The following is a 26,833-nucleotide window of genomic DNA, read 5'->3' on the forward strand; positions in this document are numbered from 1 at the left end:
AACTAGACATGGGAGCCTCCTTGGTTTTCTCTTCAGCTGAGTATAGGTAGCTGAGGGAGGAGCAGACCATCCCATTAAGCTACAGCTCTGTTGATGTCGGACTCACTGAACAATTCTCGATAATCGAGAAACTCAGGCAGAGCTACAGTGTAAAAACACTGTGTGAGGTGTTCAGCGTTCATCGAAGTAGTTACAAATACTGGCGTAAAAGGCCAAAGGTCATTACGCCTGAGCTAGTTCAATTACGCAGTTTAATCAAAGAAGTACATGCTGCCAGTAACGGTTCTGCGGGCGCGCGAAGTATTGCTGATATGGTATCTACCCAAGGCGTTAAATTGTCTCGCTATCGAGCGTCCAAACTGATGAAAGCAATGGGATTGGTTAGCTGTCAATCGCCCAAGCATAAATACCGGAAAGCGTCGAAGGAACACGTCGAAGTCCCTAACCACCTGGCTCGACAATTTGCTGTTACAGCTCCTAATGAGACTTGGGTTGGTGATGTGACTTACATATGGACGGGAAAGCGCTGGATGTATTTAGCTGTCGTTATAGACCTATTTGCCCGCAAACCAATCGGCTGGGCGATGTCTTTATCGCCAGACAGCAAGCTCACAGGAAAAGCACTTTCAATAGCCTATGAGTCACGAGGGAACCCTAAAGGTGTTATGTTCCACAGCGATCAAGGCAGTCATTATACGAGTCGTCATTTTCGTCAGTTGCTATGGCGCTATCAGATAAAACAGAGTCTATCCAGGCGAGGAAACTGCTGGGACAACAGCCCAATGGAACGGTTCTTCAGAAGCTTAAAAACAGAATGGGTTCCAGTAACGGGTTATCGGAGTTTTGTTGAAGCTCGACAAGAAATCATTCGATACATAATCGGTTATTACAGTCAGCTTAGGCCGCATCACTATAATGGAGGGCTGACACCGAATGAGTCTGAAAGGCGTTACTGGAATAACTATAAAGCCGTGGCCAATTTAAGTTGACCACTACACCCTTGTTAAATGACTAACTATGATGTGGTTGTTCAGTTGGCAAACTTAGGGATGGAGGCCATACATCCTAATGCTGCGGCAGGCTTACGTGAAAGTGGCATTGGCTCAGGGCGTGATTTGGGGTAACGCCGATCGCGATGCACTCTTCTATGCGTAATGTAGATGTACAGTTTGTGGTAAGTGACAACGAATATCAGCAAGCCATACGTGCCCTGCATTATGAGTTTTTTGAAGGGCGGAGTAAGACCGTATTTGATAGTAAAGTCGCATAATGCCGCTAAGTTTCTATATCTACAAAATGTGTTCAATTTCACAGAGTTGAGTCAACATAAGGGGGGCGTAGGCTGGGGGGGGATGCTCATCTTGAGTCGGAGGAGGAAAATGCTCGGGTCGAATAAAAATAACTTGGAAATATCTATGAAACGTGTGATGAAATCCTTCGCTCTGTGCTCTTTGACTGCTGCTCTTGCTTTTCCTATGGCTGCCTCTGCGATGCAGGAAGGTGAAATTCTTATTTGGATTAATGGCGACAAAGGTTATGAAGGCTTAGCTGAAGTCGGTCGTCAATTTGAAGAAGACACTGGGGTAAAAGTTAATGTTCAATACCCTGATTCACTGGAAGCTAGATTTCAGCAAGTTGCGGCAACAGGTGGCGGTCCTGATATTATTTTTTGGGCTCATGACCGTTTTGGCGGTTATGCGAAATCTGGCCTTCTCACTAAAGTTACGCCGTCAGAAGAATTTAAAAATAAGCTCGTCGACTTTAGCTGGGATGCCGTAACTTATGATGGTCAACTTGTTGGTTATCCGATCGCATTGGAATCCCCCTCGCTGATTTACAACAAAGATTTATTACCTGAGCCACCAACAACGTGGGAAGAGCTGTACGAGATCGAAAAACAAATGTCGGCCAAAGGCAAGAAAGCCATTATGTGGGATGTGAAGAATGCGTACTTCACTTGGCCTATGATTTCAGCGAATGGAGGCTATGCGTTTAAGAAAACTGAAACTGGCTTTGATGGCAAGCAAATTGGTGTTAACAACGAAGCCGGTGTGGCTGGTCTGAGTTTCTTGGTTAGTTTATCTAATAAAGGGGTTGTATCAGCGGATATGGATTACGCCGTTTCCGAGTCTGAATTCAATAAAGGCAATGTGGCGATGACCATCAATGGTCCTTGGTCTTGGACTAACCTTGATAAATCTAATATTAACTACGGTGTTGCGGTATTCCCAACCTTGGATGGCGGTAAATCAAACCCATTCGTTGGTGTATTAAGTGCGGGTATCAACGCGGCAAGTCCTAACACTGATTTAGCGGTTGAGTTCCTAGAAAACTACCTAATCACAGATGAAGGCCTAGCGAAGGTTAACGATGACAAGCCGTTGGGTGCTGTGACGTTGAAATCTTTTCAGCAAGAATTGTCTAAAGACAGCCGTATTGCCGCGACCATGACCAATGCGGAAAACGGCGAAATCATGCCGAACATCCCTGAAATGACCGCTTACTGGTTCGCTGAAGGGGCTGCTATCGAGAATGCGCTTCAAGGTCGCCAAACGGTTCAAGAAGCACTAGATACAGCAGCTTCTCAGATCCGTTGATTCGAACCAGGCATGTCTGGATAAACAGTAAACATAATATTATGCGCAGCTCTTTTGGGAGAGTCTGTGCATTTTTGTAATGAACGACGACCCAAGGATTACACGTGAACACAATTGATCAAGCACCTTTTCACGAACCGTTATATGTCAAAGGAACTTTTAACGGGTGGGGTGATGACACGCCAATGATGTATATGGGTAACGGTTGTTATCAAGCGATTGTTTGTTTTTCGGCAGATCTTCATCATTTCAAAATTTCCGATCAGCAAGGCAGTGAAGCGTTCAGTTTTGCCGCCGATAAGTACAAAGCTGTTGCTTGTGAGTTAAAGCAGCTTCTGCCACTGATCCCAGCAAAAGGGATCGGCAACGACCTTACTTTTATGGCACCTGAGACGGGGCTGTATACTCTTTCTGTATATGCTTCAGATGAAAGCGTGGAGATAGTGATTGAAGCTGGTGGTGAAAACCTTGATAGCGAGCCGAACCGTGAATTGTTCAATGCCTCGTTTTCAGTGGTTGCGGATCAGGGGCAAGTTGTCGGTAAGGGAAGAACTGTTCTAGAGCCAGAGCCACTGTTTGAGGCATTGGCGATCAGTGTTGAGCAAAGCGCTCCCTTTGTATTCGGCGATAATATTGATGGTTATTTTGATGGTGTCACCCATGGCTATGTGGCGTCCGGTAAGTATCGCCATAAGCAAGGCTGGTACCTTGGAGCGATGGCGTCATTTGTCGATGGTGTACTCAATGATAAAACCTCAGCACCAGAAGCGCGTATCTATCCGTACGGTGTTACTCATGCCTTTAGCAATGGGTCTGATGACAACATTGAAGAAACCTTTATGTTATTTTCGGGGCAGCAAAGCCGTCAGCGCAGTGCAGCAGTCAGGGTACGTGCCGATAAGCCTGCGACGTTGGCTATAGCCCCTCAGCTAAACCTTGCTATAGATAGCTCGTCAGTGACGGCATTCGAGGGTGGGGTGGTGTACTCGCTTGCGAATGAATTGCGCCAACCGGGTACGCCATCGTTTATCGCCCTTTGCGCTAATCGGGCGTTCGGTTTTAAAGAAACCACATTTGACGAAACGCCAGATCTGAAAGACAAGCTTCACCTGAGTGGTCACCATGTTAAACCATTATTGACCTCTACCGAGCCACAAACCGAGATGACGATATATATGGCCTTTGCCGAAAGTGAAGCAGAGGCAATCTCACAAGCGAAAGTGCTGGTTGACAATGATGGGGTGAGCATTCACCTGCAGCAGGTGTATGACATGCTGACCCATTCTTATGTTTGGACATCAGATAGGGAATACAACCGGGCTTTGATGTGGGCGAAAGCGTCCGGGAAAGTATTCGTTTCAACGGAATTTGGTAAGGGGATTTGGGCTGGCTTACCATGGTTCAAAGACTGCTGGGGGCGTGACTCCTTTATTGCTGTACCGGGGATCACCTTGGTCAATGGCGACTTTGAAGATGCCAAGACCATTATTGATAACTTCGCCTCGATGCAATTGAGTGATGAAAGCAGTGTTAATTTTGGCCGCATCCCTAACAGGGTTACCAGCTTAACCAATATCATTTATAACACCACCGATGGTACGCCGTGGATGGTACGGGAAATCTGGGATTATCTGCGTTATAGCGGTGACAAAGACTATGCTGCGGCTATTTACCCAGTGGTTCAAACCTATATTGCGGGTATAGAGAAGCACTACCTTGATGAACATGGCTTGATGACTCACCGTGACCCTGATACCTGGATGGATGCCAAACTGGAAGGTAAGCTGCCTTGGTCTGCCCGTGGTACCCGTGCCAATGACATTCAGGCTCTGTGGTATACCAGTTTATTGGTCGCTGTCGAGTTGGCGAAGTTAACCGATGATGTGCAGGGGAGTGAGCATTATCAAAAAATGGCCGAGCAGGTAAGGGTGAGCTTCCAAAATCTGTTTTGGGATCATGAGCAGCAAAAATTGGCGGATCGCCTTTTGACTGATGATCAGCGTGATTTGCAGGTTCGATCTAACCAGTTGATGACAGTAACGGTACCGTTTGATAATGGCTTGCTGGAAAAAGCCATTGGTGCCAAGGTCGTGAAGAATGCCGTCAGTGAGTTGCTGCTCCCATGGGGGATCATGTCACTGTCGCAGCATGATCCTATTTTCCATCCATACCATGCTAATCGTAACGAGTACCACAAAGATGCCGCCTATCATAACGGTACCATTTGGGGGTGGAATGCTGGTTTTACTGTTTCAAGCTTGATTGAGTATGGCTACGCTGATTTTGCTTACAAGCTGACCCAAAATCTGTCCGATCAGATTTTGTATTTAGGTCATCGCGGGGCAATGAGTGAAAACCTTGATGCATTTTTGAATGAACAAGGTGGACTTACACCGACAGGAACCTATGCCCAAGCATGGTCGGTGTCAGAGTTTACACGTAATGGTTATCAGGACTACATCGGTTTTAAGCCTGAAATGTTATCAGGTAAGATTGTGTTGGCACCTTGTTTACCCTCTGCATGGCAGCAGTTTGATGCCGAGCTACGTTTTGGTGAATCTAATGCGCTGTTAGTGAGTTACCAACATAATGAACAAGGGCTGCAATGTTTTGAGTTGCAGTACAAGAGTCATAATTCTGTTCAGCTTGAGCTGCATTTGATGGCAAAGGACAAAGCGAAGTATCAACTCTTGATTAATGCCGATGAATTACCCGCTGAGGTCAAGTTTGATCCTGCAAACACATCAGTTACCGTGAATGGTCAGTGTCGTGATCTTGTACTTGTTCAGCCAAGTTTTGTGCCAGTCATGGGAGATCTTAGTTTTGCCGAACCGAATCATTCTTTGGCATTTCCTGTACTGCAAGGCCAGCATGTATTGCAGCAACAAGTCGAACGTGCTGATCTTGCCCTAGCCGCAGACTGACAGTATCCAACAACAGAATATTAATACCAACCTACATAAATACTTGATCAACTATTTATTCAGACTGGTATTAACCATCCGGTTTAGAATCAAAAATCAAAAGCGCTGCGATTGCAGCGCTTTTGTTTGGTCGTCGGTTAACTAGCTAAAGGAGCAGCACGATTTTCAGTCGAATTCCATATAGGTACGCCCTTCAAGGGAGTAGGGTTCATTGTCATCGTATAGGTTTCGTTGCCCTCTCAGCTTTTGCATCTTGGCCTCAAGTGCTTTTGCTTCTTGGTAATTGCCCTCTTGATAAGCTAAATGGATGCGTTGTTCGATATCTTCGATTCTATCATGGCTGCTCATGTCATGATCCTCCATACCAAAGTCATACCCGTAGATTAGCGATATAACCAACTTGCGGTTTCAGTTTTAGTGTAGGAGCGGATTCACTCCTATTCCACCCTTTACTGAATTGGAAGGCTTTTGGATCAATGAATGTACAATTTTTCTGTCATTGAGATGAAACGATTGGCCCCGGCGGTATCACGGTGGATCCCATCGGCATAGTTATCGAAATGGCATTTTAGGTGTTTAAAGCGACGACGAATAAGAGCTGAAAACTCAACGGTTCAGTCATGGTATAGCGCCGTTGGGTTTAATCAACAGCGCTTTAGTTAGAAAGGAGAGCTGGTTTTTATTCGCAAGGTTCTTTGTGTAGGCGTTGGCAAGCGTTGCCATCACTGTGGAATAGGTGACAGCGATGAGCAGGAATATCTAATTTGAACAAATCGCCAGCATCTACGTTGATTGTATCAGGACGGCGGTAGATGAAATCGGCATCCATATGCTCAAGGTGTAGGTAAGCTTGGGTCTCATAACCAAGTTTTTCAACCACTTGTACTTTACCTTCAATTGTTGCATCGCCTTCGCCAGCGGGTACCAAATGTTCAGGGCGAACACCCAGTGACATACGGTCGCCTTTGGTCACTGTTGTTCCATCAACTGGGATCCAGAATGCATTGCCGTCAGCCATTTGAACCATGACACGCTCTGCTTCAACCTGCTCAATGAATACGCTCATGAAGTTCATTTTTGGTGACCCGATGAAGCCTGCAACAAAGCGGTTTTTCGGGTAATGGTAAAGTTCCAGTGGTTTACCGACCTGAGAAACATAGCCGCCATCAAGAACCACGATCTTTTGTGCCATGGTCATCGCTTCAACCTGATCGTGCGTAACGTAGATCATGGTGCAACCCAACTGCTTGTGCAGTTTGGCAATTTCGATACGCATTTGCACACGTAACGCGGCATCAAGGTTAGAAAGGGGTTCATCCAGTAGGAACACATTTGGTTGGGAAACCAAAGTTCGACCGATTGCAACACGCTGACGCTGGCCACCAGAAAGGGCCTTTGGTTTACGCTCAAGAAGATGGCCAAGCTGAAGGATGTCTGCTGCGTGGTCAACACGGCGTTTAGTTTCGTCCTTGTCGGCTTTAGCCAGCTTCATGCCGAAAGACATGTTGTCGAACAGGTTAAGGTGAGGGTAAAGTGCATATGATTGGAATACCATGCCCACCCCACGTTCTGACGGTGGTACGTCATTCATGCGCTCTTCGCCAATGTACAAATCACCGGAAGTGATGTCTTCTAGGCCAGCGATACAACGTAGAAGTGTTGACTTACCACAGCCTGATGGACCAACGAAGACAACGAACTCACCCTCAGCAATATCAAGATCAACGTTCTTCGATATCAGGTTATCTCCATATGCTTTACATACATTTCGTAAAGTAACACTCGTCATCGAGCCTATTCCTCTAAGTTGTTGTTGCCAGCAAGGCCTCATCTTATTCGCGCGTGACCTTGCGGGTAAAGAATTTTTCAGTGTAATTGAAGAAAAACTGGGTAGAGCGTCATTCATTAAGGGAATAGACGTCTACCCTGACCAAATCCAAATTATCTACTTCCCCAAGAAATAAAATGGTGCTGTCGTCTTTAAAAAGAGTGGTTAGTGCAAAAGTGCATTACCTAAGAAAAAAGAACAGTGTCTTCAACTACCCAGTGGGTATGGTTGTATTCTTGCTGAGGATGGGCACAGAAACATCCTCCTTTTAGATAAATAAAAAGGGGGATGAAGGGGGGAGGAGTGTTTGGATCACACTTTGTCATTGTAAGGGCTGAAGGACTGTTTTATTCCCAGTAGTATGTGCGCTGTATCACAATCATCTGTCGTTATTAGATCTGCATCACTAAGCGAAACGACGGAGATCACGCTTTTCACACTTAGGGGGTGGGGGCGTAGGACACAGGATGATGCCGAGTGCTTGATACTGTTGGAAGATACAGACTGAAATTTGTATCGCGGAATACTTTTTGCGATACAGCCAATAACAATCATGAAGGATGTTAATAATGAAGAAAGTCCTCAGCACAGTCGCATTATGTACCCTTGCTGCTCTTAGCTCAGTCTCTGCACATGCAGCGATTGAAGAAGGTCAACTTACCATTTGGATTAATGGTGACAAAGGTTACAACGGCTTGGCAGAAGTAGGTAAACAGTTCGAAGAAGACACTGGTGTTAAAGTCACTGTCGCTTTCCCTGATAACCTTGCAGAGCGTTTCCCACAAGTTGCTGCTGCTGGTGATGGTCCGGATATTGTTTTCTGGGCTCACGACCGCTTCGGTGGCTACGCGAAAGCTGGCCTACTGGCAGAGATTAATCCATCTCAAGAGATGAAAGATAAAATCATCGACTTTACTTGGGATGCCGTATCCTACGATGGTAAATATGTAGGCTATCCTGTTGCTGTAGAAGCTCTTTCTCTAATTTACAACAAGGATCTTGTTCCAAATCCACCTAAAAACTGGGAAGACATCGAAGCACTAGACAAGACGCTTCAGAAAGATGGCAAGAAAGCGATCATGTGGAACCTAAAAGAACCATTCTTCACATGGCCAATCCTAACTGCTGATGGTGGTTATGCCTTCAAATTTACTGCGAACGGTTACGACGTGAAAGACGTAGGCGTAAATAACGCAGGTGCGAAATACGGTATGAACTTCATCAAGTCTCTGGTTGATAAGAAAGTTATCTCTCCAGATATGGACTACAGCATCTCTGAAGCTGAATTTAACAAAGGTACTGTTGCGATGACAATCAATGGCCCGTGGTCTTGGGGCAACATTGAGAAGTCTGGTATCGACTACGGTGTCACTCTACTTCCTAAGCTAAACGGTAACCCGTCTAAACCTTTTGTTGGTGTTCTTACTGCGGGTATCAGCGCCGTTTCTCCTAACAAAGATCTAGCTGTTGAGTTCATCGAAAACTACTTACTGACTAACGAAGGTCTGGCTAAAGTAGATGCTGACAAGCCACTAGGTGCTGTTGCCCTGAAATCTTTCCAGCAGAAGCTTGATAAAGATGCCCGTATTGCTGCGACAATGGACAACGCAATGAACGGTGAAATCATGCCAAACGTTCCACAAATGACTGCTTTCTGGTACGCACAAGGTAACGCTATCCAGAACGTTGTTGACGGTCGCCAGGGTGTTGATGATGCCCTTGATGCAGCCGCTGGTCACATTCTTAAGTAATTCCTTTTACGGGGAGGGGAAACTCTCCCTATTTTTATTTGTCATTTTGCTAGCAAGGAGCTGAGATGCAGTCAGTTCAAGGTGCAGAACTCCTCGATTCACCTCAGGAACGTTCGAAATTAAATTATCGTAAGTGGCTGAAATGGTCACTACTAGGCATGATCGGTACGGTTAACGGTTATGCTACTGTCTTAATGTATGCTCAGGGTGAAATACCCTTCGCACTTCTTACCGTTGTTCTCACAGCTCTTGCTCTTTATATTTTTGGTAGTAAGAAAACCTACGCTCATCGCTATATCTATCCTGGTATTGCCGGGATGATTGTTTTCATTATCTTTCCGCTGATTTACACGGTCGGATTGGCATTTACTAACTACAGTGCCTCCAACCAGCTGTCTCTAGAGCGAGCGCAGACAGTACTTCAACAGCGTTCATTCTTGTCAGGTGATAGCTACGGTTTTGACTTGTATAAGGTTGATAACGGTCATCAGCTTATTATTAAAGCCAATGGCGACCTATTAGCCTCTGATGTATTTGATATCGCTAATCCGCCTGCAGAAGAGTTCATGCATCTGCGCGAGGTCAGTGCGGCGCAGGGTGAGAAAGAAATCATCCGTACTATTGTGCAAAACCGCTCTAACCTCAATAAGGTCGAGTTGGAGATGCCTAGCGGTGAACATATCCGCATGAGTGGTCTGCGAAAGTTTGCTGCTGAAACGGCACTATTCACTTTGCAGGAAGACGGAGAGTCACTGTTCAATAATCAAACTAACCAGTTGTTTAAGCCAAATTATGAAATTGGTTTTTATCAACCGGTTGATGCAAATGGTGATTTTGTTGAAAAGCCTATTTCTCCAGGATTTGTGGTAGGCGTTGGTGCTGCTAACTTCGAACGAGTGCTGACGGATGACGGTATTAAAGAACCATTCCTCGGCATCTTCGTCTGGACTGTTGTTTTTGCTTTCCTTGCTGTTGCTCTGACGCTTGCATTGGGGATGATCCTTGCTGTTATCGTACAGTGGGAGCCGTTGAAAGGCAGTGGTATCTACCGCGTACTGCTTATTCTTCCTTATGCCGTACCGTCGTTTATCTCGATTCTTATCTTCAAGGGGTTATTCAACCAGAGCTTTGGTGAGATAAACATGTTGCTTGAAGCTATGTTTGGTATCAAGCCATCATGGTTCTCTGATCCGGTCATGGCCCGAGTGATGGTTGTATTGGTGAACACCTGGCTTGGTTTCCCTTACATGATGATTCTATGTATGGGTCTATTGAAGTCGATTCCTGAAGATCTGTATGAAGCTTCTGCCATTGATGGTGCCGGCCCTATCCAGAACTTCTTCAATATTACATTGCCAATGTTGATTAAACCGCTGACACCGCTACTAATTGCAAGCTTTGCGTTTAACTTCAACAACTTTGTAATGATTCAGCTATTGACCTCTGGTGGCCCGAACATGGTCGGTACTTCAGAGCCAGCAGGTTACACTGACTTGTTAGTAAGTTATACCTACCGTATTGCATTCGAAGGTGGCGGTGGTCAAGACTTCGGTCTAGCCGGTGCGATAGCAACAATTATCTTCATCTTGGTAGGTGGTATGGCACTACTTAACCTGAAATTTACCAACACTAAGCTTGAGCAGAACTAAGGAGAGACGTCATGCCAATGGTTCAACCTAAGTCATTAAAATATCGGGTATGGGCAACACACATTGGATTGTGCTTGTTCCTAGCGGCAACGATTTTCCCTTTATTGATGATTGTTGCTATCTCGCTGCGTGAAGGTAACTTTGCTGGTGGTGAGCTAATTCCAAGCAATCCAACGCTTGATCACTGGCGTTTAGCCTTGGGCTTCTCGGTGACAAACAGCGACGGAAGCGTAACACCACCACCATTCCCAGTACTTTTATGGCTGTGGAACACGGTGAAAGTGGCAGGCATTACCTCGGTAATCATTGTTGCTCTGTCGACAACCAGTGCTTATGCGTTCGCCCGTATGCGCTTCAAAGGCAAGAGCACCATCTTGAAAGGGATGATGATTTTCCAAATGTTCCCAGCAGTACTTGCTCTGGTTGCTCTTTATGCCTTGTTTGACCGTTTAGGCCAGTATATTCCATTCTTGGGGCTTAATACCCACGGTGGCCTGATTTTCTCTTACCTTGGTGGTATTGCACTGCATGTATGGACAATCAAAGGGTATTTTGAAACGATTGATGGCTCGTTAGAAGAAGCTGCAGCCTTGGATGGCGCAACACCGTGGCAGGCATTCCGCTTGGTATTGTTGCCACTTTCCGTGCCAATTCTTGCTGTGGTGTTCATCCTATCGTTCATCGGTGTGGTAACCGAAGTGCCGGTAGCGTCACTGCTATTGACTGATGTTAACAACTATACATTAGCTGTTGGTATGCAGCAGTACCTGTACCCGCAGAACTATCTATGGGGTGACTTTGCAGCCGCAGCAGTATTGTCAGCGATTCCAATCACGACAGTATTCTTGTTGGCCCAGAAATTCTTGGTGGGTGGCCTGACTTCAGGTGGTGTGAAAGGGTAATACATAAACGGTTAACCCTATATCATGAAAAAATTGAAACCGGATGCCAAGGCATCCGGTTTTTTTGTCATTAAGACATAAGAAGTTATCTTTCTTTCGTAATAGTGATTCTCATAAATAAAACGTGGGGCGTTATATCTAGGGCTAGAAGTAGCACGCCGCTTTTACTTCAGTTATTACCTGCTACGCTTTTAGAGTTGGTTTTCGTTGTAAATAAACCGTAACTCGTGGAGGCTTCTAATGAAAAAAATGTTTGTTCTGATGATGCTTGCTTTCTCTAGCTTTACTTTTGCCAACTCTTCCTCTGGTCACAGTGGTGGTAGTACTGTCTCAACACCACAAATCATATGTATGTATGAAGGGAAGATACTGGGTGTAACGGCTATTCCCGCCTATGAGTGTACGAAATTGAAAAAAGAGATGAAGGAAGGGTCAAACAAGTAATTGACCACTTTTTAGAGATTAAAGTGATCAGAAATACTGGTCACTTTCATTTTATAAAGTGAACTTTTATTAAGTAAATTATCTTACCTATCAGTTTACTAGCCTACAAATTTGTCACTTATTACTTTCAGAATACGCAAAAGGTTTTTTTGAATAAATGATGAATTTTAGGTGTTTATACCTTCTTTATGGTTTCACATTTTAATGTGGGCTGATAGAATCATTTGAGTAGGGTATAAATGATTACCTTCAGAGATAATAAGAAGATGCTTGTTTTCACTTAGGCAAGCAACTCCCGGGCTTAGTGCCTAGCAATGGTTTGGCCGCCGATCTGCTAGGGTTAGCTAGGTCCCACATTTATATTGGCGTTGCTGCATAGCTGGCTTACCTTTGCAAGAAGAGTAAGTTTATTGGTAACCAAAACCCGACAACTTGTTCGGGTTTTTTTATCTTTATGTATTCATTAATGATAAAAAGCCAGCCAGCCAGCCAGCTAGGCTGTTGTACAGCCCTGCGAGTCTGATATTACTTCAAAAATGGAAATAACCGAGCTACATCTTCTTCGGTTAAGCTCTCTACGCATTCAATATTACGTTCAGGGATACCTTCTGGATCGGGGTAGTGCTTCAATACCTTTTCCATACTCCCTTCACGGATAAGGTGAAAAATTGGGTAAGGAGATCGGTTTGTTAAGTTCTCGGCATCATCCGGTTCGGTACCGTGGAAACAGTAATCAGGGTGAAAGCTCGCGATTTGGTAGATACCTTGATATCCCATTTGGAATACAAGAGCATCGATAAGATCGAGATATTGGTTATAGTCGGCAAAGTCACTGAACAGGTTTGGCGTGACGACTAAGGTGGTTTCCAATTCTTCTACAGGCGTACTATCCAGTTTCTGAAGTTGCTGATAGATTTCTTCAAGTATCACCTCTTCATTTGACGCCTCAGAAATGAAAATCTGAATTTGTTCATTACGATTAGGTTTAGCGGCAAAAGGGCAAAGGTTGAGCCCGATGACGACGTCTTCCAACCATTGTTTTACCTGTTGATGTACTTCTTCGTATTTATAATTTTGCATAGCTGACTTTTTATTTTGGCCATTGAGCATGATGCCAACCTACATAAATACTTGAGCAATTACTTATCCAGATTGGTATGACTAGTTATGTATAAGGTATGTTGAGTATACAAAAAAGGCCAGCAAGTGCTGGCCCTTTGATTGATTGTCGTTGTCGATTAAGCCTCTGCGGACTCTGCCGGGGCTGTTTCTGCTTCTGGTGCCGGGAACTGTTTAACAGGCTTTGCAACGAGTTGACGAGTCGCAGAGCGTACCTCGGCAATAGTCACTTCAAGCTGATCACCAAGTTGGTACTCTTTTTCCTTATCGATGCTCACGATACCCAGCTCACCGTTACACTCAATACGTGCTTTGTTGTCGATGATCAATGGGGCTGGGATGAAAGCGGCTGCGCCATTTTCCAGTAGACGAACACGCATGCCTGCACGGTTGATGTCGAAGATCTCAGCGGTAAATACAGTCGATTCCTTCACAGCATCTTTAAGCAGACGAACATACAACCAATCGGCAACATCGCGCTCAGCCATGCGATGGTTGCGGCGGTGAGTCGCGATCTCTTCACCCACACTGTCATCTGGTGTTTGGCTTGGTTCTTGTCCTGAGATAACCGCTTTAAGTAGGCGGTGGTTGATCATATCGCCATATTTACGGATTGGAGATGTCCACGTCGCGTACACATCTAACCCCATGGCATAGTGAGGGGCAGGTTTATTGCCAACTTCACTGTATGCTTGGAACTTACGTAGGCGGTTGTCAAGGTAAGTACTGTCTTGATCATTTAGCCACCGGCGAAGTGCACTGAAGCCTTCTAAAGTCAGTAGTTGATCTTTTTCGAACGGCGCCTCGGCTTTGGATAGGAAGTCCATTGCCGTATCCAGTTTCTCTGGGTTGAAACCGTTGTGGTAGTTATACACACCCAAATCAAATTTTTCTTTCAGCACGCGACCTGCACAGATATTTGCAGTGATCATCGCTTCTTCAATCATGCGATTGGCAGTACGGCGAGGATCGGTGTGAATCGCGACAACGTCGTTATCTTCACTCAGTTCGAAACGGTAGTCTGGACGATCTGGGAATACAACTGCATTGGTCGCACGCCATTCGCTGCGAGCAATAGCAAAACCATGCAGCGCTTTAATTTGCTCTAGGATAGTTTCGTTTGGAGTCCACTGGTCACAGCTGCCATTCTCAAGCAGATCAGAGACGTGATCGTAAGCCAAGCGGCCTTGTGATTTTATCCAAGCGGCGAAGAAGTGGATGTCATCTTGGATAACACCGTCTTTATCAATGCTGACACGGCAACAAATTGTTGGACGCTTTTCTTCTTCTAGTAAAGAGCAGAGTTCATCACTTAACTCACGAGGTAGCATTGGGATATTACGACCCGGTAAATAGATGGTGAAACCACGCTCACGTGCTTCCTTATCCATTTTTTCACCGACTGCGATATAAGACGTTGGATCAGCAATGGCAATGGTGATTTCAAAACTGCCATCACCTTTAGCAACGGTGTAAATAGCATCGTCCATATCTTTGGTCGATTCACCGTCGATAGTAATGAAAGGAAGGTCGGTCAGATCTTCGCGTTCTAGACCTTCTTCAAGCATCGACCAACTATCCTGCGGTGCAGGTTCAGCTTTTGGTAGGTCATGACGAGCCAGTGTTACCCACCATGGCGCGATCTTGTCGTTACTGTCGGTGATCTTTTGTTTAATTTCACAGAAGAAAGTTTTGTTGTCACCAACCAGCGGGTGACGTGTCATGTTGGCAACAACCCAGTCACCCTCTTTGAGTAATTCTGGGTTAAGGCCTTTGACAGGGCGAGCTTTAACGGCATCTTTCAGCTGCGGGTGATCGGGAACAACATGCAAGCGATCACGAATAAGCTTCACTCGTCCAATAAAGCGAGTAACGAATTGTTCAATCAGTTCCTGTGGCTCGGCAACCTCACGTTCCTTTTCCGTACGAATAACGGCCATAACACGGTCACCGTGCATAACGTTTTTCATATAGTTAGGTGGAATGAAGTAGCTTTCCTTGTTGTCGACTTCAAGAAAGCCAAAGCCACGGTCAGTTGCTTTGATGTTGCCTTCTTTTTTAGGAAGCGTTTCCTGAATTTGTTTTTTAAGCTGTGCTAGTAAAGGATTATCTTGAAACATGATGCCCGATCTCAGGTTGTTAACATGCACACTATAAAGTTTTCAGCCCATAAAACCAAGCTTCGGCCCAGTCCTGTTACCTGATTATCAGGTTTATAGAAGAGGGCATATAAAAGGAGGGGCTAATTGAAGCATGTTTTAAATGAAATCAGTAGTGAGTTTTTCACTAAAAAAGATGCTCTGTTGCACTTATTGTATGAATTGTAGGTACTTGAAGGTTAATTTGTGACAGTGCTCAATTTTTTCTGGCTTTTTATCTTGTATTAGCGCACAATGCGCGCCTCTATAGTCGAGGCCCAAGCTTGTGGTTGCTGTTGCAGAACCGTTTATTAGCATTAGGGGCCCCGTTTTACGTTAGATCATTTATTGGGATCCCAATGCAAGAATCTGTTACAGAATTTCGTCAGTTAGAACTGGCCGACACACTATTATCCGCACTAGACTCAATGGGCTTCGTTGCGCCGACACCTATCCAGGCGGCGTCTATTCCTCTTCTACTTACTGGTGCTGATGCACTAGGTAAAGCACAAACAGGTACAGGTAAAACAGCTGCATTCTCTTTGCCTCTACTAAACAAGTTGGATCTTGGTCAGCATAAGCCTCAGGCTATTGTTATGGCTCCAACTCGTGAACTAGCAATCCAGGTTGCTGCTGAAATTAAAGTTCTAGGTCAAAACATCAAGGGCCTTAAAGTACTAGAGATCTACGGTGGTGCATCTATCGTTGATCAAATGCGTGCACTGAAAAATGGTGCTCACATTGTTGTTGGTACTCCAGGTCGTGTGAAAGATTTAATCTCTCGTGATCGCCTGCACCTTGATGAAGTTAGTACGTTTGTACTTGATGAAGCCGATGAAATGCTAAAAATGGGCTTTGTTGATGACGTAACTTGGATCATGGAACAAGCACCAGTGTCAGCTCAGCGCGTATTGTTCTCGGCAACTATGCCTCCAATCGTTAAGCAAATTGTTGACCGCTTCCTACGTAACCCTGAGCGTATTGACGTTGCTGGTGAAAACCGTACTGTTTCTCAAGTTGAGCAGCAGTTCTGGGTTGTTAAAGGCGTAGAGAAAGACGAAGCAATGATGCGTCTTCTTGAAACAGAAGAGACTGATGCATCAATCGTATTCGTTCGTACCCGTCAGGATACTGAGCGTCTAGCTGATTGGTTGTCTGCTCGTGGTTTCAAAGCTGCAGCACTTCACGGTGATATCCCTCAGTCACTGCGTGAGCGTACTGTTGATCACATCAAAAAAGGTGTTATCGATATCCTAGTTGCGACTGACGTTGTTGCTCGTGGTCTTGATGTTCCGCGTATTACTCACGTGTTTAACTACGACATCCCATTCGATGTTGAGTCATACATCCACCGTATTGGTCGTACTGGCCGTGCTGGACGTGCAGGTAAAGCGATCTTGTTGGTTCGTACTAACCAGATCCGCATGCTGCGTACAATCGAGCGTGTAACTAAGTCTCGTATGGAAGAAATCCAACTTCCAAACCGTGATCTTGTTGCAGCTTCTCGCCTGAACCGTTTGGGTCAGGAGCTAGAAGCTCAGAAAGAAGAATCTAGCCTAGAAGCATTCGTTGAGCTTGTAGAAAAACTACAAGAAACCATCGAAGTTGATGCTGCGACACTTGCTGCAATGCTACTTAAGCGTCAGCAGGGTAACCGTCCTTTGTTCTACAAAGGTCCAGACCCAATGATCGCTGCTATCGAGCGTGAGAAGCAACGTCGTGAGCGTCGTCGTGATGACCGTGGTGGCGAACGTGGCGGTGAGCGTGGCGAACGTCGTGAGCGCCGCACTTACAACAACGCTGACTGGGATACTTACCAGCTTCAGGTTGGCCGTGAGCAAGGTGTTCAGGTTAAAGATATCGTTGGCGCTATCGCAAACGAACTAGGCCTAAGCAAAGAGTTCATCGGTGCGATTAAACTAGCTCCTGGTCACACGTATGTTCAACTACCTAAGAAGATGACAAGTGAAGTCGCTTCTCAGCTTAAGAAACTACGCATTCGCCAGAACGAAGTTAAAGCTGTTGTTGTAGCTGATGACGTACTACGTGAGCACCGTCGTGACGGCAACCGTGATGGTAACCGTGGCGGCTACCGTGGTAACCGTGACGGTAACCGCGAAGGCGGTCGTCCACGTCGTGAAGGCGAGCGTCGTTTCGACCGCAACCGTGGTGGTGATAACCGTGGTAGCTACCGTGGTGAGCGTAACCATGGTGCTCCTCAGCGTGACCGTAAGCCTCGCTTCGAAGATTAATCAGCTCAGATTTAACAATCTAGTGTGATGAATTATAAATCCAGCCCTCACCGGCTGGATTTTTTTATGCTTGCGATAAATCCCTGCATCTTCTAATGACTTATTTTTCATATTGTTAAGTCTGCTTTTTGAGACAGATATAATTGTCCCTTGTGGCGCACGCTCTATACTATTCCAAATGGCAATTTATTGGGAATGTCGACATGTCACCAGAAGTCTCAACATGGTTAGCACGGGATCCCGATCCTATTACACGAGAAGAGCTTCAACAGTTAGTAGAAGCCAATCGCCAGTCAGAACTGGCGGAGAGGTTTTCTGCTCGTTTGGCATTTGGTACTGCGGGGTTACGCGGTATTGTGGGGGCTGGGCCAAACCGGATGAATCGGTTGGTCATTCAAGAAACGTCTTTGGGGCTGGGAAAATATCTGCTTCAGAAAAATGCCCAGTCAGCGTCAAAGGGAGTGGTGATTGGTTATGATGGTCGGCTTGATTCTCGTCAGTTTGCTCATGATGCAGCATCAATGCTCACCTCTTTGGGGATCCGGGTTTATCTGACCGAAAAAGTGGCTCCTACCCCTGTTGTTGCTTTTGGTGTACGCCATCTTGAAGCTGTTGCAGGCGTGGTTGTCACTGCTAGCCATAACCCGCCAGCGTACAATGGGTTCAAGGTGTACTGGGGCAATGGCGCACAAATAATCCCTCCACATGATTCAGGTATCGCCCAGCAGATAGATATTGCGGCCACTGAACCTCTGCCTGAACACTCAATTGATGATGCTGAACGAGAAGGCTTGCTAGTGTGGTTAAATGGTGATTTCTACACCGAATATCGAAAAGCACTCAATAATAGCGCCTTGCTTTCAAACCATAACGAGCCTGAAACGATGAGTTTGGCCTATACCGCAATGCATGGTGTTGGGGCCGAGTTGGCCGAGTCGCTTCTTGCAGATGCTGGGTTTAATCAGGTATACAGTGTCGCTGCTCAGCGAGAGCCGGATGGTCAATTCCCGACGGTTAATTTTCCTAATCCCGAAGAGCCGGGGGCGATGGATTTGGTCATCGCCGAAGCCGATAAACACCAGGCCATGCTGGCCTGTGCTAACGATCCCGATGCGGATCGGTTTGCCGTCGCTGTGCGAACCGAAGAAGGCACTTATCAAATGCTGTCTGGCGATCAGGTCGGTGTGTTGTTAGGTCACTACTTGTTGACCCATGCTGGGCCGACGCAAAACTTGGTGGGCACGACGATAGTTTCTTCGACGTTACTGGAGAAAATTGCTGAGTCGGTAGATGCCTCCTTCTTTCAGACGTTGACCGGGTTTAAGTGGCTGACGAATGTTGCAATGGAGAAACAGACTGAAGATAGCCAGTTCTTATTTGCTTATGAGGAAGCACTCGGTTACACCGTGGGTAATGTCGTATGGGATAAAGACGGTTTGTCTGCGCTCGTTGCGTTCGCACAGCTAGCTGCGGAACTCGCCGTGAAAGGGAAAACGGTGTGGGATCAGCTTGAGTCTATTTATCGTGAGCACGGCTTATATATCAATGCTCAGCGCAGTATTGCTTTACAGCCGGGAACCCCACCGATCGGTGATACACTCCGCGCAACGCCGCCGACGCAGATTGCAGGACGAGGTGTTGCCATTACCGATGACCTGAAAGTATCCCAGCGTATTCATGCCGACGGATTGGTAGAGCCGATAGATTTACCGCCGAGTGATGTGCTGATTTATCACCTAGATGATGGCTCTCGTGTCGTGGTTAGGCCATCAGGGACAGAGCCAAAGCTCAAGTGTTATTACGAGGTGGTTGAGGCAATGAGCCATGAAGATTGCTTTAATCATGTTCAGCAGCGCGCTGTAGAGGCGATGGACGACTTGATCAGCAAGCATCAGGCATCATTAGGGTAGCCTCGATACGCCAGCCAGAGCGAGCGGCTCTGGCTGGTGAAGATATTATGGTTAGGTATATACCGGTTATCAGTTACGCTTTTCGTTAAGTTCAGCGTAAGTATGAAGCAAGTCCGTCAGCGCTTTAATCCAGCCAAATGCGTCTTTTGGCGCGCTAACTAATATTTTTTCCACTTCTTCACAGTGTTGCTCAAGAGTGACTGCTTCTTCCAAGTTGAAGGACATGGCATAGAAGTGCCAAAGAACAAGGCGAGTCATACGTTCCGTATTTTGCTTGGCATTGTCTGATTCTTCGAAAGCAGTACTGACTTCACCAAGAGCAATAGCAGTCATACGCAGCATTGCATCAAACTGGGCTGATTTCATGCGATCTTCGCTGTCGATCTCTTCCTGTTCAAAGGTAAAGATTTCTTGCATCGTATCTTCAGGAACCATGCGGCCAATCACACGCAAGCTGAATTCTTCCAGTTCATGGCGTGGCATTGTCATTAGGCACTCTAGTTTGTAATCGCGTTCCATTTCATCTCTGCTTGGCTATCAGTTGTGGGCCGCGTATTTTGCGTGATTTTGACCGTAATATCCAGACATGAGGAGGGGTTAGGTCGTTTCTGGCGGTACGGCTTGATTAAAGGAGTAATATGCTTTGACAAAATACTGACAAATTTAACTGAACCTTGCGGTAAGGTCGGCGCGAATTTGCCACGAAAGCGACGTTATGACCAAGCAACAGAAGTCCAATCAGCCTCAAATTAATGATTCTGAAATCAATGAACTGAACAAGCCATCATCGCCATCTTCAGCGCTTGAAAGCGTACGCAAGCCTCGCCGTTCATACCGTAAATTGAAATTTACCGTATTGGGTGTCTGCCTGCTTACCGCTTGTGGGTTGGTCAAAATGGGTGTCGATATTAATGATGAAGTGGCAGCAAAGTTCGAGGGGCAGTTGTGGCAACTACCTTCTGTTGTATATGCGCGTGAATTGGCACTACAACCTGGTGCGGTGATCCGCTATGACGATTTGATCAACGAACTGGAAGCGCTGAAATACCGTAAAGTCAGCAACCCCTCTCGCCCTGGGGAATATTCGACTAGCCGGTTGAAGGTTGAGTTTATTCGCCGCCCTTTTGAATTTCGTGATGGGCAGCAAGATGCCCGGCATGTTGTTGTTGACTTTGATTATTCCAAGGTTAAATCAATTGTCGAGGCGGAGACAAACCGAGAGCTCGGTTATATCCGAGTTGAGCCTAAACTGCTGGGGATGCTGGAAGCACAGACAGATGAGCAGCGTCTCTACCGCCCTATGGATGAAATGCCAGAAACCTTGATTGACGCTTTGATTGCAACAGAGGATCGCGATTTTTATCAGCACGACGGGGTTTCACCGACAGCAATAGCAAGGGCATTTCTTGCTAATCTCAAGGCAGGCCGGACAGTGCAGGGAGGGAGTACTCTGACTCAGCAATTGGCCAAGAATTTGTTTTTGACCAGTGAACGCAGTTTATGGCGAAAGGCGCGTGAAGCGTATATGGCGCTGATTATTGACTATCGCTATAGCAAAGATCAGATTCTGGATGCCTATTTAAATCAGGTATATTTGGCGCAAAGCGGTCGCGATGCGGTGCATGGCTTCGAGTTGGGCTCCCGGTTTTACTTTGGCTTGCCGCTGTCAGAACTTCGAGTTGATCAGCAAGCGCTGTTGGTTGGCTTGGTGAAAGGCCCATCGTATTACAATCCATGGCGTTACCCTGAGCGTACTAAGCGTCGCCGAGACTTGGTGCTGCAACTAATGTTCGAAAATGGGGTATTGGAGCAAGATGACTATCTTGCCGCAGTAGATAAACCGCTCGATATTCAAGACAAAGGAACGATTTCAAATCGTCAGCCTGCGTATTTTGGTCAGTTACAGCGTGAACTAACTGCAAAAGTGAAGAATTATCAGGCAGGACAGGGGCTAAGGCTCTTTACAACACTGGATCCTCGCTCTCAGGAAATGGCTGAGCAGTCTGTGCGTAAAGTGATCCCGCAACTTGAGTCCAAAGCCGGTGACCAGCTTGAAACGGCTGTCGTGGTCGCTGACCGAGTCAGTGGTGAGATACGAGCGATGGTGGGGGGATCCCGACCGGGATACGACGGCTTCAATCGTGCCATTGATGCCAAGCGTCAGATTGGCTCTGTGGTAAAACCAGCGGTATATTTGGCGGCGTTAGAATTGCCTAAGCGCTTTTCTCTTTCCACAAGCCTTCAAGATCGGCCGTTGACCCTAAAAGGCCAAAATGGGGAAAACTGGTCGCCACGAAATTACGATAGGCAGTATCGTGGTGAGGTACCACTTTATACTGCGTTGGCAAAATCATACAACATCCCGACGGTGAACTTAGGGATGGCTGTTGGTTTGGATGAAGTGATCAGTACCATGGAAAAGCTGGGTATTGATAAAAATGAAGTGCCGAAGTTGCCGTCGATACTGCTGGGGGCATTTACCTTAACACCGGTCGAGGTCACCCAGATGTACCAAACTATTGCTAGTGGCGGACATCGATCAGAGTTATCTGCACTGGGTGCAGTGGTGGATAATGAAGGCAACATACTTTATCAGTCATTACCTGTTTCTACCCAAACAGTTTCAGAGCAAGCTTCTTGGCTCACTATGTATGGTTTGCAACGTGTGGTGAGTGAAGGAACAGGACGGTACCTCAATGAAATGCTGCCGTCTTCTCGTCTGGCGGGGAAAACAGGTACTTCCGATAAAGGCCGTGATAGTTGGTATGTCGGTGTTGACGGCCGCGAGGTGGTGACTGTTTGGATGGGAAGGGATGATAATAAGGCGGTCAAGCTGACTGGATCTTCAGGACCACTGCGTTTGTATGCAGATTATATCCAAAGTCGTGACCCTGAACCTTTAGTTATACAGGCACCTGAGCAAATTACCGAGTTTGATTACTACCGTGATCAACGTGGTGTACTATCGCAAAGCTGTGTGGGACAAACCCACCTCCCCGCTTGGGATCCTCAGGGAACCCTTAAGCAAGGTTGTGTCCGAAAAGTTGAAACCTTCTTTAAGCGCCTATTTGATTTCAATTAACAGCGTTGATGAGCCTTGAAAGGCAGAGATATTTTTAAGTCCCCCAAGCTTATTAGTGGCTTGGGGGATTTTGTTATTGCTTTGCAATTAGCAATAACAATGACAGGTTGAAAAGATTTTACACATAAATTCAATGGCTTAAAATTTTGTTCTTGTTGGCTTACAAATTGCTCTATTGATTGGAAAGATCATTAGGAGTGGGCCATGAGTATAATCGCAGGCATTTTTTCGACCCGCTGGACACCAGAGCTCAAAGCGGTCAAGCACAATATAGACAGACACATTTCACGCAATCAGGATGACGTTCGTCATAGTTTTTCTGATTCATCCCTATTTTTGAGTCAGATTGATTATCAGTGCTTTGGTGATGCTGCGAGGGCTGATGATGACAAGGGTTTTGTCGTTGGGGCTGGGCACCCATTGCTAAGTTCATGCATTAAAAGTGATATGCAGTCGCTGCTCGAAAGCCAACGGCCCGAGCAATCGCTGCTTGAGGCCGAGGGGACTTTCTGTGTATTTCATTACCAAAAAAGGGCCCGACGATTATCGATATATACAGATAGCTTAGCGATTAGGCCTTACTACTTTATGCAGTATCAAGGCGCCGTGATATTTAGCACCTGCTTACGCTTGTTCCCTGAGCTAGGGATCCCGCTTGAAAATAATCTAGAGGCGCAGACAGAAATAGCAACCTTAGGGTACTCGCTGGGGAGTAAGACGCCTTACAACCAAGTGTTTGCTTCCCGTCCTGGTGAGATGCTAGAACTCTCTGATTTGAATATGCTGGAAGCGTCGTCTGTAGGTATTCAACGCAGACGTTATTTTAAATGGTCTGATGTCGATATCCCCTCCTGTTCACTTGAAGAAGGCATAGCGCGTTTAGATGCTGGCTTCAAGCAAGCTACTGAGAGATACCTTGGTTCGGATAGCTCGACCGTTAGTACATTATCCGGAGGGTTAGATTCACGGGTAATTGCCGCTGAACTGCAGCGAAGGGGAGCTGAAGTAGAGTGCCTTAATTTTTCGCGGAACCATTCGCAGGATGCGAGCTATGGTCAGCAATTCGCAGCCTATCATCATATCCCTCTTCACAGTGTGCGGGTGACAGATACCCAGGAACTCACTGTTGAGCAACGGTTAGGTATACACTGGCAACCTGATAGCTTTGAATACTATGATAAATTAGCTCGCCCTCGGCTTTTCTGGTCTGGGAATGGTGGCAGCGTATGTGTTGGGCAGATATATACCGGTGAAGCTATCATTGAAGCTTGCCGACAAGAGAACCTTGAATTGTTGGTTGACTGTTATTTAGAGCAGCAGATGGCATATATTCCACCGCGTTTAGTTAGGCAGGGCGAAACACTGCAGCAGCGACTCAGGCAAAATATCATCGATAGCTTCAAGGAGTATGCACATTTACCTCTAATAAAAGCCTATCAATTGTTCTTGTGGGAAAACGATCAACACCATCATCTAGCATTGCCATACGAAGAAATGGATCGTTTCCAGCTGGACTTTTGCTTGCCGTTTTACAGTAAGTCCGTGCTTGCAGCGATGTTCGCAATGGAAACGCAATGGGCATTAAAGCATGGTGTATATATGGCTTGGTTGCAGCAATGCTACCCTCAGGCGTTAATGACTCCTTGGCAAACCTACCCCGGGCATATTCCCTGCCCGATTGAAGTTGAAAACCCCAAAGCGACTCAATGGCAATTTTCTTTACCGACAAAGACTAAAAATCAGTTACTTAAAGAAGCCATATCGACCGTATTTAGTGAAAATGGAAATATATATAATCGTTCTGTGCTGGGCTTACAAGTTACACTGACGGCGCTGAGGCTCTATGACTGCACCTCCGGGCTGACGATGGTAAAGCGGATGAATACTTATATGCTTAAGTGATTTGGTAATTGAGAGTTATCCCCAAATCACTTCATGCTTAAATATTCGCGCTGAACCTGTACCTTGAAGTTGCTTGGGTATATCAGCTAGAATTCACCGCTTGTTGAAGCGTTCGGAAAATAAACATGCGACTACTGAAATCAACCGTGCATCCTAATTTGCAAAGTCTTGAAGCGTCTGGGCTTCAGCGCAATACGTTTCATCGTAAGGCGGCACGAGGCATCATTCTTAATGGTGAAAATATTCTCATGTTATATACCGAACGTTACCACGACTACACCTTGCCCGGTGGTGGTATTGACGACGGTGAAGATGCTATTGAAGGTTTGATCCGTGAGCTGGAAGAAGAAACGGGGGCGCAGAATATTCGAGATATCTGCGAGTTTGGTATCTATGAAGAATACCGCCCATGGCATAAGCCTGATTTTGACATCATGCACATGCTTTCTTACTGTTATGTTTGCACTATTGATGAACAGCTTGGCAACACTAAGTTAGAAGATTATGAAGTAAAAAACGGAATGAAACCGGTTTGGATCAATATCTTCAATGCGATAGCCCATAACGAGCACACTATTGCCAGCAGTGATAAAAAAGGCATGTCGATTGAACGTGAAACGTTCTTGCTGAAAACGATTGTCGATGAACTGCTTGGAAAAGAAGAAAGATCGGCAACCAAGCCGTTACCGCTAAAGGCGGCGAGCTGATCAGAAAGGTACGTGGTAGGAAAGTTAAATGCCCAGCAAAAGGAGCGGCCCAATGTGGTCGTTTTTTTATATCCATTTTTTGAGTTATCAACGCATATAGGGTGTTTGTTTGGACAGAGGCCAGTAAATTATATGATTTATGTCGCACGATGCTTTTCATGGGGAAAACTTTTCTACTAAAGGTCTTTAGTGGAGGAAAAATAAGAAAATATTTATCCTGCGATAGCGGTACATTAACCATATAAAGACAAGGGCTTATGACTCCATAATTTGCATTTTAATAAGCCTGATACCCTACTAATGTCGTGAAGGTGATGAACATGAAAAAGCATCTATGGAATGGTTTTATTGAGACTGTTAAGCGTGAAGTTGTGCCAGCACTTGGCTGTACCGAGCCAGTTTCTGTTGCTTTGGCCGCTGCAAAGGCATCGCGTGAACTGAATTGTATCCCTACTTATATAGAAGCTTTTGTTTCACCTAACTTGATGAAAAATGGTATGGGTGTCGGTGTACCGGGTACCGGAATGGTCGGTTTGCCAATTGCAGCGGCAGTGGGCGCATTGGCGGGTGATGCTGATGCTGGCCTTGAGGTATTGAAAAATATTACTTCGGAAGACGTTGCTTCAGCCAAAAAGATGTTAGATAACAGCGCGGTATCGGTAGGTGTGGCTGATGTCAGCAATATCTTGTTTGCTATGGTTACCGTTAGCAATGCAACCGATACAGTGACGGTGATTATTGCTGATAGCCATACGCAGGTTGTTTCTATCGAGAAGAATGGTCAACCGTTGTTTATTGCAGACCAGGTAACTACTTCACAAGCAACGATAAAAGAAAACATATTCGAACAAGCGACAGCGGAAGATATTTATGACTTCGCTCTCCACGCACCGTTAAAAGATATTGATTTTATCTTACAGGCGTCTTCGTTGAATAACGAGCTATCCAAAGAAGGGCTGACAGGCAAATACGGTCTGCAAATTGGTGCGACCTTCCAGCGAAATGTTGATCGAGGCCTACTTTCTGGTGGTCTGTTAACTGACATTTTACGTCGTACGTCGGCAGCCTCAGATGCTCGAATGGACGGGGCAATGAAACCGGCAATGAGCAACTCTGGCTCAGGCAATCAAGGTATTGCAGCAACTATGCCTGTTGTCGTTGTTGCGGAGCACCTTAACGCCGATCAAGAAACGACAGTACGTGCCCTGATGATGTCGCACCTGATGGCTATTTATATTAAAAGCTACCAGAACAAGTTATCGGCACTTTGTGGCGCAACGACAGCCTCCATGGGAGCGGTTGCAGGCATGACATGGCTGCTTGGCGGTCGGTTCAACCATATCAGCAATGCTATTTGCAGCATGATTGGTGATATTACAGGTATCATTTGTGACGGTGCCAAGACGAGTTGTGCGATGAAAGTATCTTCATCTGCCAGTGCGGCGATCAAGGCGGCGCTGATGGCACTTGATGGAATTCGAGTCACAGGCAACGAAGGCATCGTTGCTGATGATGTAGATTCCTCTATCCGCAATATGTCGGCATTAGCTAATGGTGCGATGACACAAACAGACATCCAGATCTTGGAAATCATGGTCCATAAATAATACCCATCTGGATAAGTAGTT

The 26,833-nt window shown here is 45.9% G+C and carries 17 protein-coding genes and 1 pseudogene; 13 read left to right on the plus strand and 5 right to left on the minus strand.

Going from position 1 to position 26,833, the window contains the following annotated elements; all coding sequences use genetic code 11:
- Positions 1-77: 77 nt before the first annotated feature.
- From ACVA53_RS12425 to ACVA53_RS12435, 3 genes and pseudogenes are all read left to right on the plus strand, one after another.
- A pseudogene (locus ACVA53_RS12425) lies at positions 78-989 on the plus strand (IS3 family transposase); the annotation flags it as partial.
- 426 nt (positions 990-1,415) lie between these two features.
- Positions 1,416-2,597, plus strand: a complete 1,182-nt coding sequence (gene malE / locus ACVA53_RS12430; protein ID WP_446505280.1) for a maltose/maltodextrin ABC transporter substrate-binding protein MalE — start codon at positions 1,416-1,418, stop codon at positions 2,595-2,597.
- 104 nt (positions 2,598-2,701) lie between these two features.
- Entirely contained in the window at positions 2,702-5,521 is a 2,820-nt protein-coding gene (locus ACVA53_RS12435; protein WP_446505281.1) for an amylo-alpha-1,6-glucosidase, read from the plus strand.
- Between the two features lie 165 nt (positions 5,522-5,686).
- Here ACVA53_RS12435 and ACVA53_RS12440 read toward each other — a convergent pair whose 3' ends face one another.
- Both ACVA53_RS12440 and malK read right to left on the minus strand, forming a co-directional pair.
- Positions 5,687-5,869 carry a hypothetical protein gene (locus ACVA53_RS12440; protein ID WP_255043241.1) on the minus strand — a complete coding sequence of 61 codons (183 nt, stop codon included), beginning with the start codon at positions 5,867-5,869 and terminating at the stop codon, positions 5,687-5,689.
- A gap of 331 nt (positions 5,870-6,200) precedes the next feature.
- Positions 6,201-7,310 (minus strand): maltose/maltodextrin ABC transporter ATP-binding protein MalK, encoded by a 1,110-nt coding sequence (gene malK, locus ACVA53_RS12445; protein WP_255043240.1) that lies wholly within the window; start codon positions 7,308-7,310, stop codon positions 6,201-6,203.
- 608 nt (positions 7,311-7,918) lie between these two features.
- Between malK and malE (ACVA53_RS12450) the strand changes: the two genes are divergently transcribed.
- The 4 genes from malE (ACVA53_RS12450) (at position 7,919) to ACVA53_RS12465 (ending at position 12,095) form a co-directional block, all read left to right on the plus strand.
- Complete coding sequence (gene malE, locus ACVA53_RS12450; RefSeq protein WP_255043239.1) at positions 7,919-9,100, plus strand: maltose/maltodextrin ABC transporter substrate-binding protein MalE; 1,182 nt, start codon at positions 7,919-7,921, stop codon at positions 9,098-9,100.
- Positions 9,101-9,165: 65 nt separating this feature from the next.
- Entirely contained in the window at positions 9,166-10,749 is a 1,584-nt protein-coding gene (gene malF / locus ACVA53_RS12455; RefSeq protein WP_446505282.1) for a maltose ABC transporter permease MalF, read from the plus strand.
- A gap of 11 nt (positions 10,750-10,760) precedes the next feature.
- Positions 10,761-11,651, plus strand: a complete 891-nt coding sequence (gene malG, locus ACVA53_RS12460) for a maltose ABC transporter permease MalG (RefSeq protein WP_107349021.1) — start codon at positions 10,761-10,763, stop codon at positions 11,649-11,651.
- Between the two features lie 240 nt (positions 11,652-11,891).
- Positions 11,892-12,095 carry a hypothetical protein gene (locus ACVA53_RS12465; RefSeq protein WP_255043237.1) on the plus strand — a complete coding sequence of 68 codons (204 nt, stop codon included), beginning with the start codon at positions 11,892-11,894 and terminating at the stop codon, positions 12,093-12,095.
- 525 nt (positions 12,096-12,620) lie between these two features.
- Here the strand turns inward: ACVA53_RS12465 and ACVA53_RS12470 are convergent.
- Complete coding sequence (locus ACVA53_RS12470) at positions 12,621-13,175, minus strand: DUF1415 domain-containing protein (RefSeq protein WP_255043236.1); 555 nt, start codon at positions 13,173-13,175, stop codon at positions 12,621-12,623.
- Positions 13,176-13,333: 158 nt separating this feature from the next.
- Complete coding sequence (locus ACVA53_RS12475) at positions 13,334-15,334, minus strand: exoribonuclease II (protein WP_255043235.1); 2,001 nt, start codon at positions 15,332-15,334, stop codon at positions 13,334-13,336.
- 377 nt (positions 15,335-15,711) lie between these two features.
- Between ACVA53_RS12475 and ACVA53_RS12480 the strand changes: the two genes are divergently transcribed.
- Both ACVA53_RS12480 and ACVA53_RS12485 read left to right on the plus strand, forming a co-directional pair.
- Complete coding sequence (locus ACVA53_RS12480; RefSeq protein ID WP_255043234.1) at positions 15,712-17,604, plus strand: DEAD/DEAH box helicase; 1,893 nt, start codon at positions 15,712-15,714, stop codon at positions 17,602-17,604.
- A 203-nt stretch (positions 17,605-17,807) separates the two neighbouring features.
- Positions 17,808-19,514: a phospho-sugar mutase gene (locus tag ACVA53_RS12485; protein ID WP_446505283.1), complete on the plus strand. Its 1,707-nt coding sequence runs from the start codon at positions 17,808-17,810 to the stop codon at positions 19,512-19,514.
- A 69-nt stretch (positions 19,515-19,583) separates the two neighbouring features.
- Here ACVA53_RS12485 and ACVA53_RS12490 read toward each other — a convergent pair whose 3' ends face one another.
- Positions 19,584-20,033, minus strand: a complete 450-nt coding sequence (locus ACVA53_RS12490) for an exoribonuclease R (protein WP_255043232.1) — start codon at positions 20,031-20,033, stop codon at positions 19,584-19,586.
- A gap of 196 nt (positions 20,034-20,229) precedes the next feature.
- Between ACVA53_RS12490 and mrcB the strand changes: the two genes are divergently transcribed.
- The 4 genes from mrcB to ACVA53_RS12510 all read left to right on the plus strand — a co-directional run bounded on the left by mrcB (position 20,230) and on the right by ACVA53_RS12510 (position 26,812).
- A complete protein-coding gene (mrcB, locus tag ACVA53_RS12495) occupies positions 20,230-22,596 on the plus strand; it encodes a penicillin-binding protein 1B (RefSeq protein WP_255043231.1) in 2,367 nt (788 codons plus the stop codon).
- 204 nt (positions 22,597-22,800) lie between these two features.
- The gene (locus ACVA53_RS12500) at positions 22,801-24,498 is read left to right on the plus strand and encodes an asparagine synthase-related protein (RefSeq protein ID WP_446505284.1); all 1,698 of its coding nucleotides are present in this window, start codon (positions 22,801-22,803) and stop codon (positions 24,496-24,498) included.
- Positions 24,499-24,623: 125 nt separating this feature from the next.
- Positions 24,624-25,205, plus strand: a complete 582-nt coding sequence (locus ACVA53_RS12505) for an NUDIX hydrolase (RefSeq protein ID WP_446505285.1) — start codon at positions 24,624-24,626, stop codon at positions 25,203-25,205.
- A gap of 320 nt (positions 25,206-25,525) precedes the next feature.
- Positions 25,526-26,812 carry an L-cysteine desulfidase family protein gene (locus ACVA53_RS12510; RefSeq protein WP_255043228.1) on the plus strand — a complete coding sequence of 429 codons (1,287 nt, stop codon included), beginning with the start codon at positions 25,526-25,528 and terminating at the stop codon, positions 26,810-26,812.
- Positions 26,813-26,833 lie beyond the last annotated feature (21 nt).

The organism is Photobacterium sp. DNB23_23_1 (assembly GCF_052873815.1).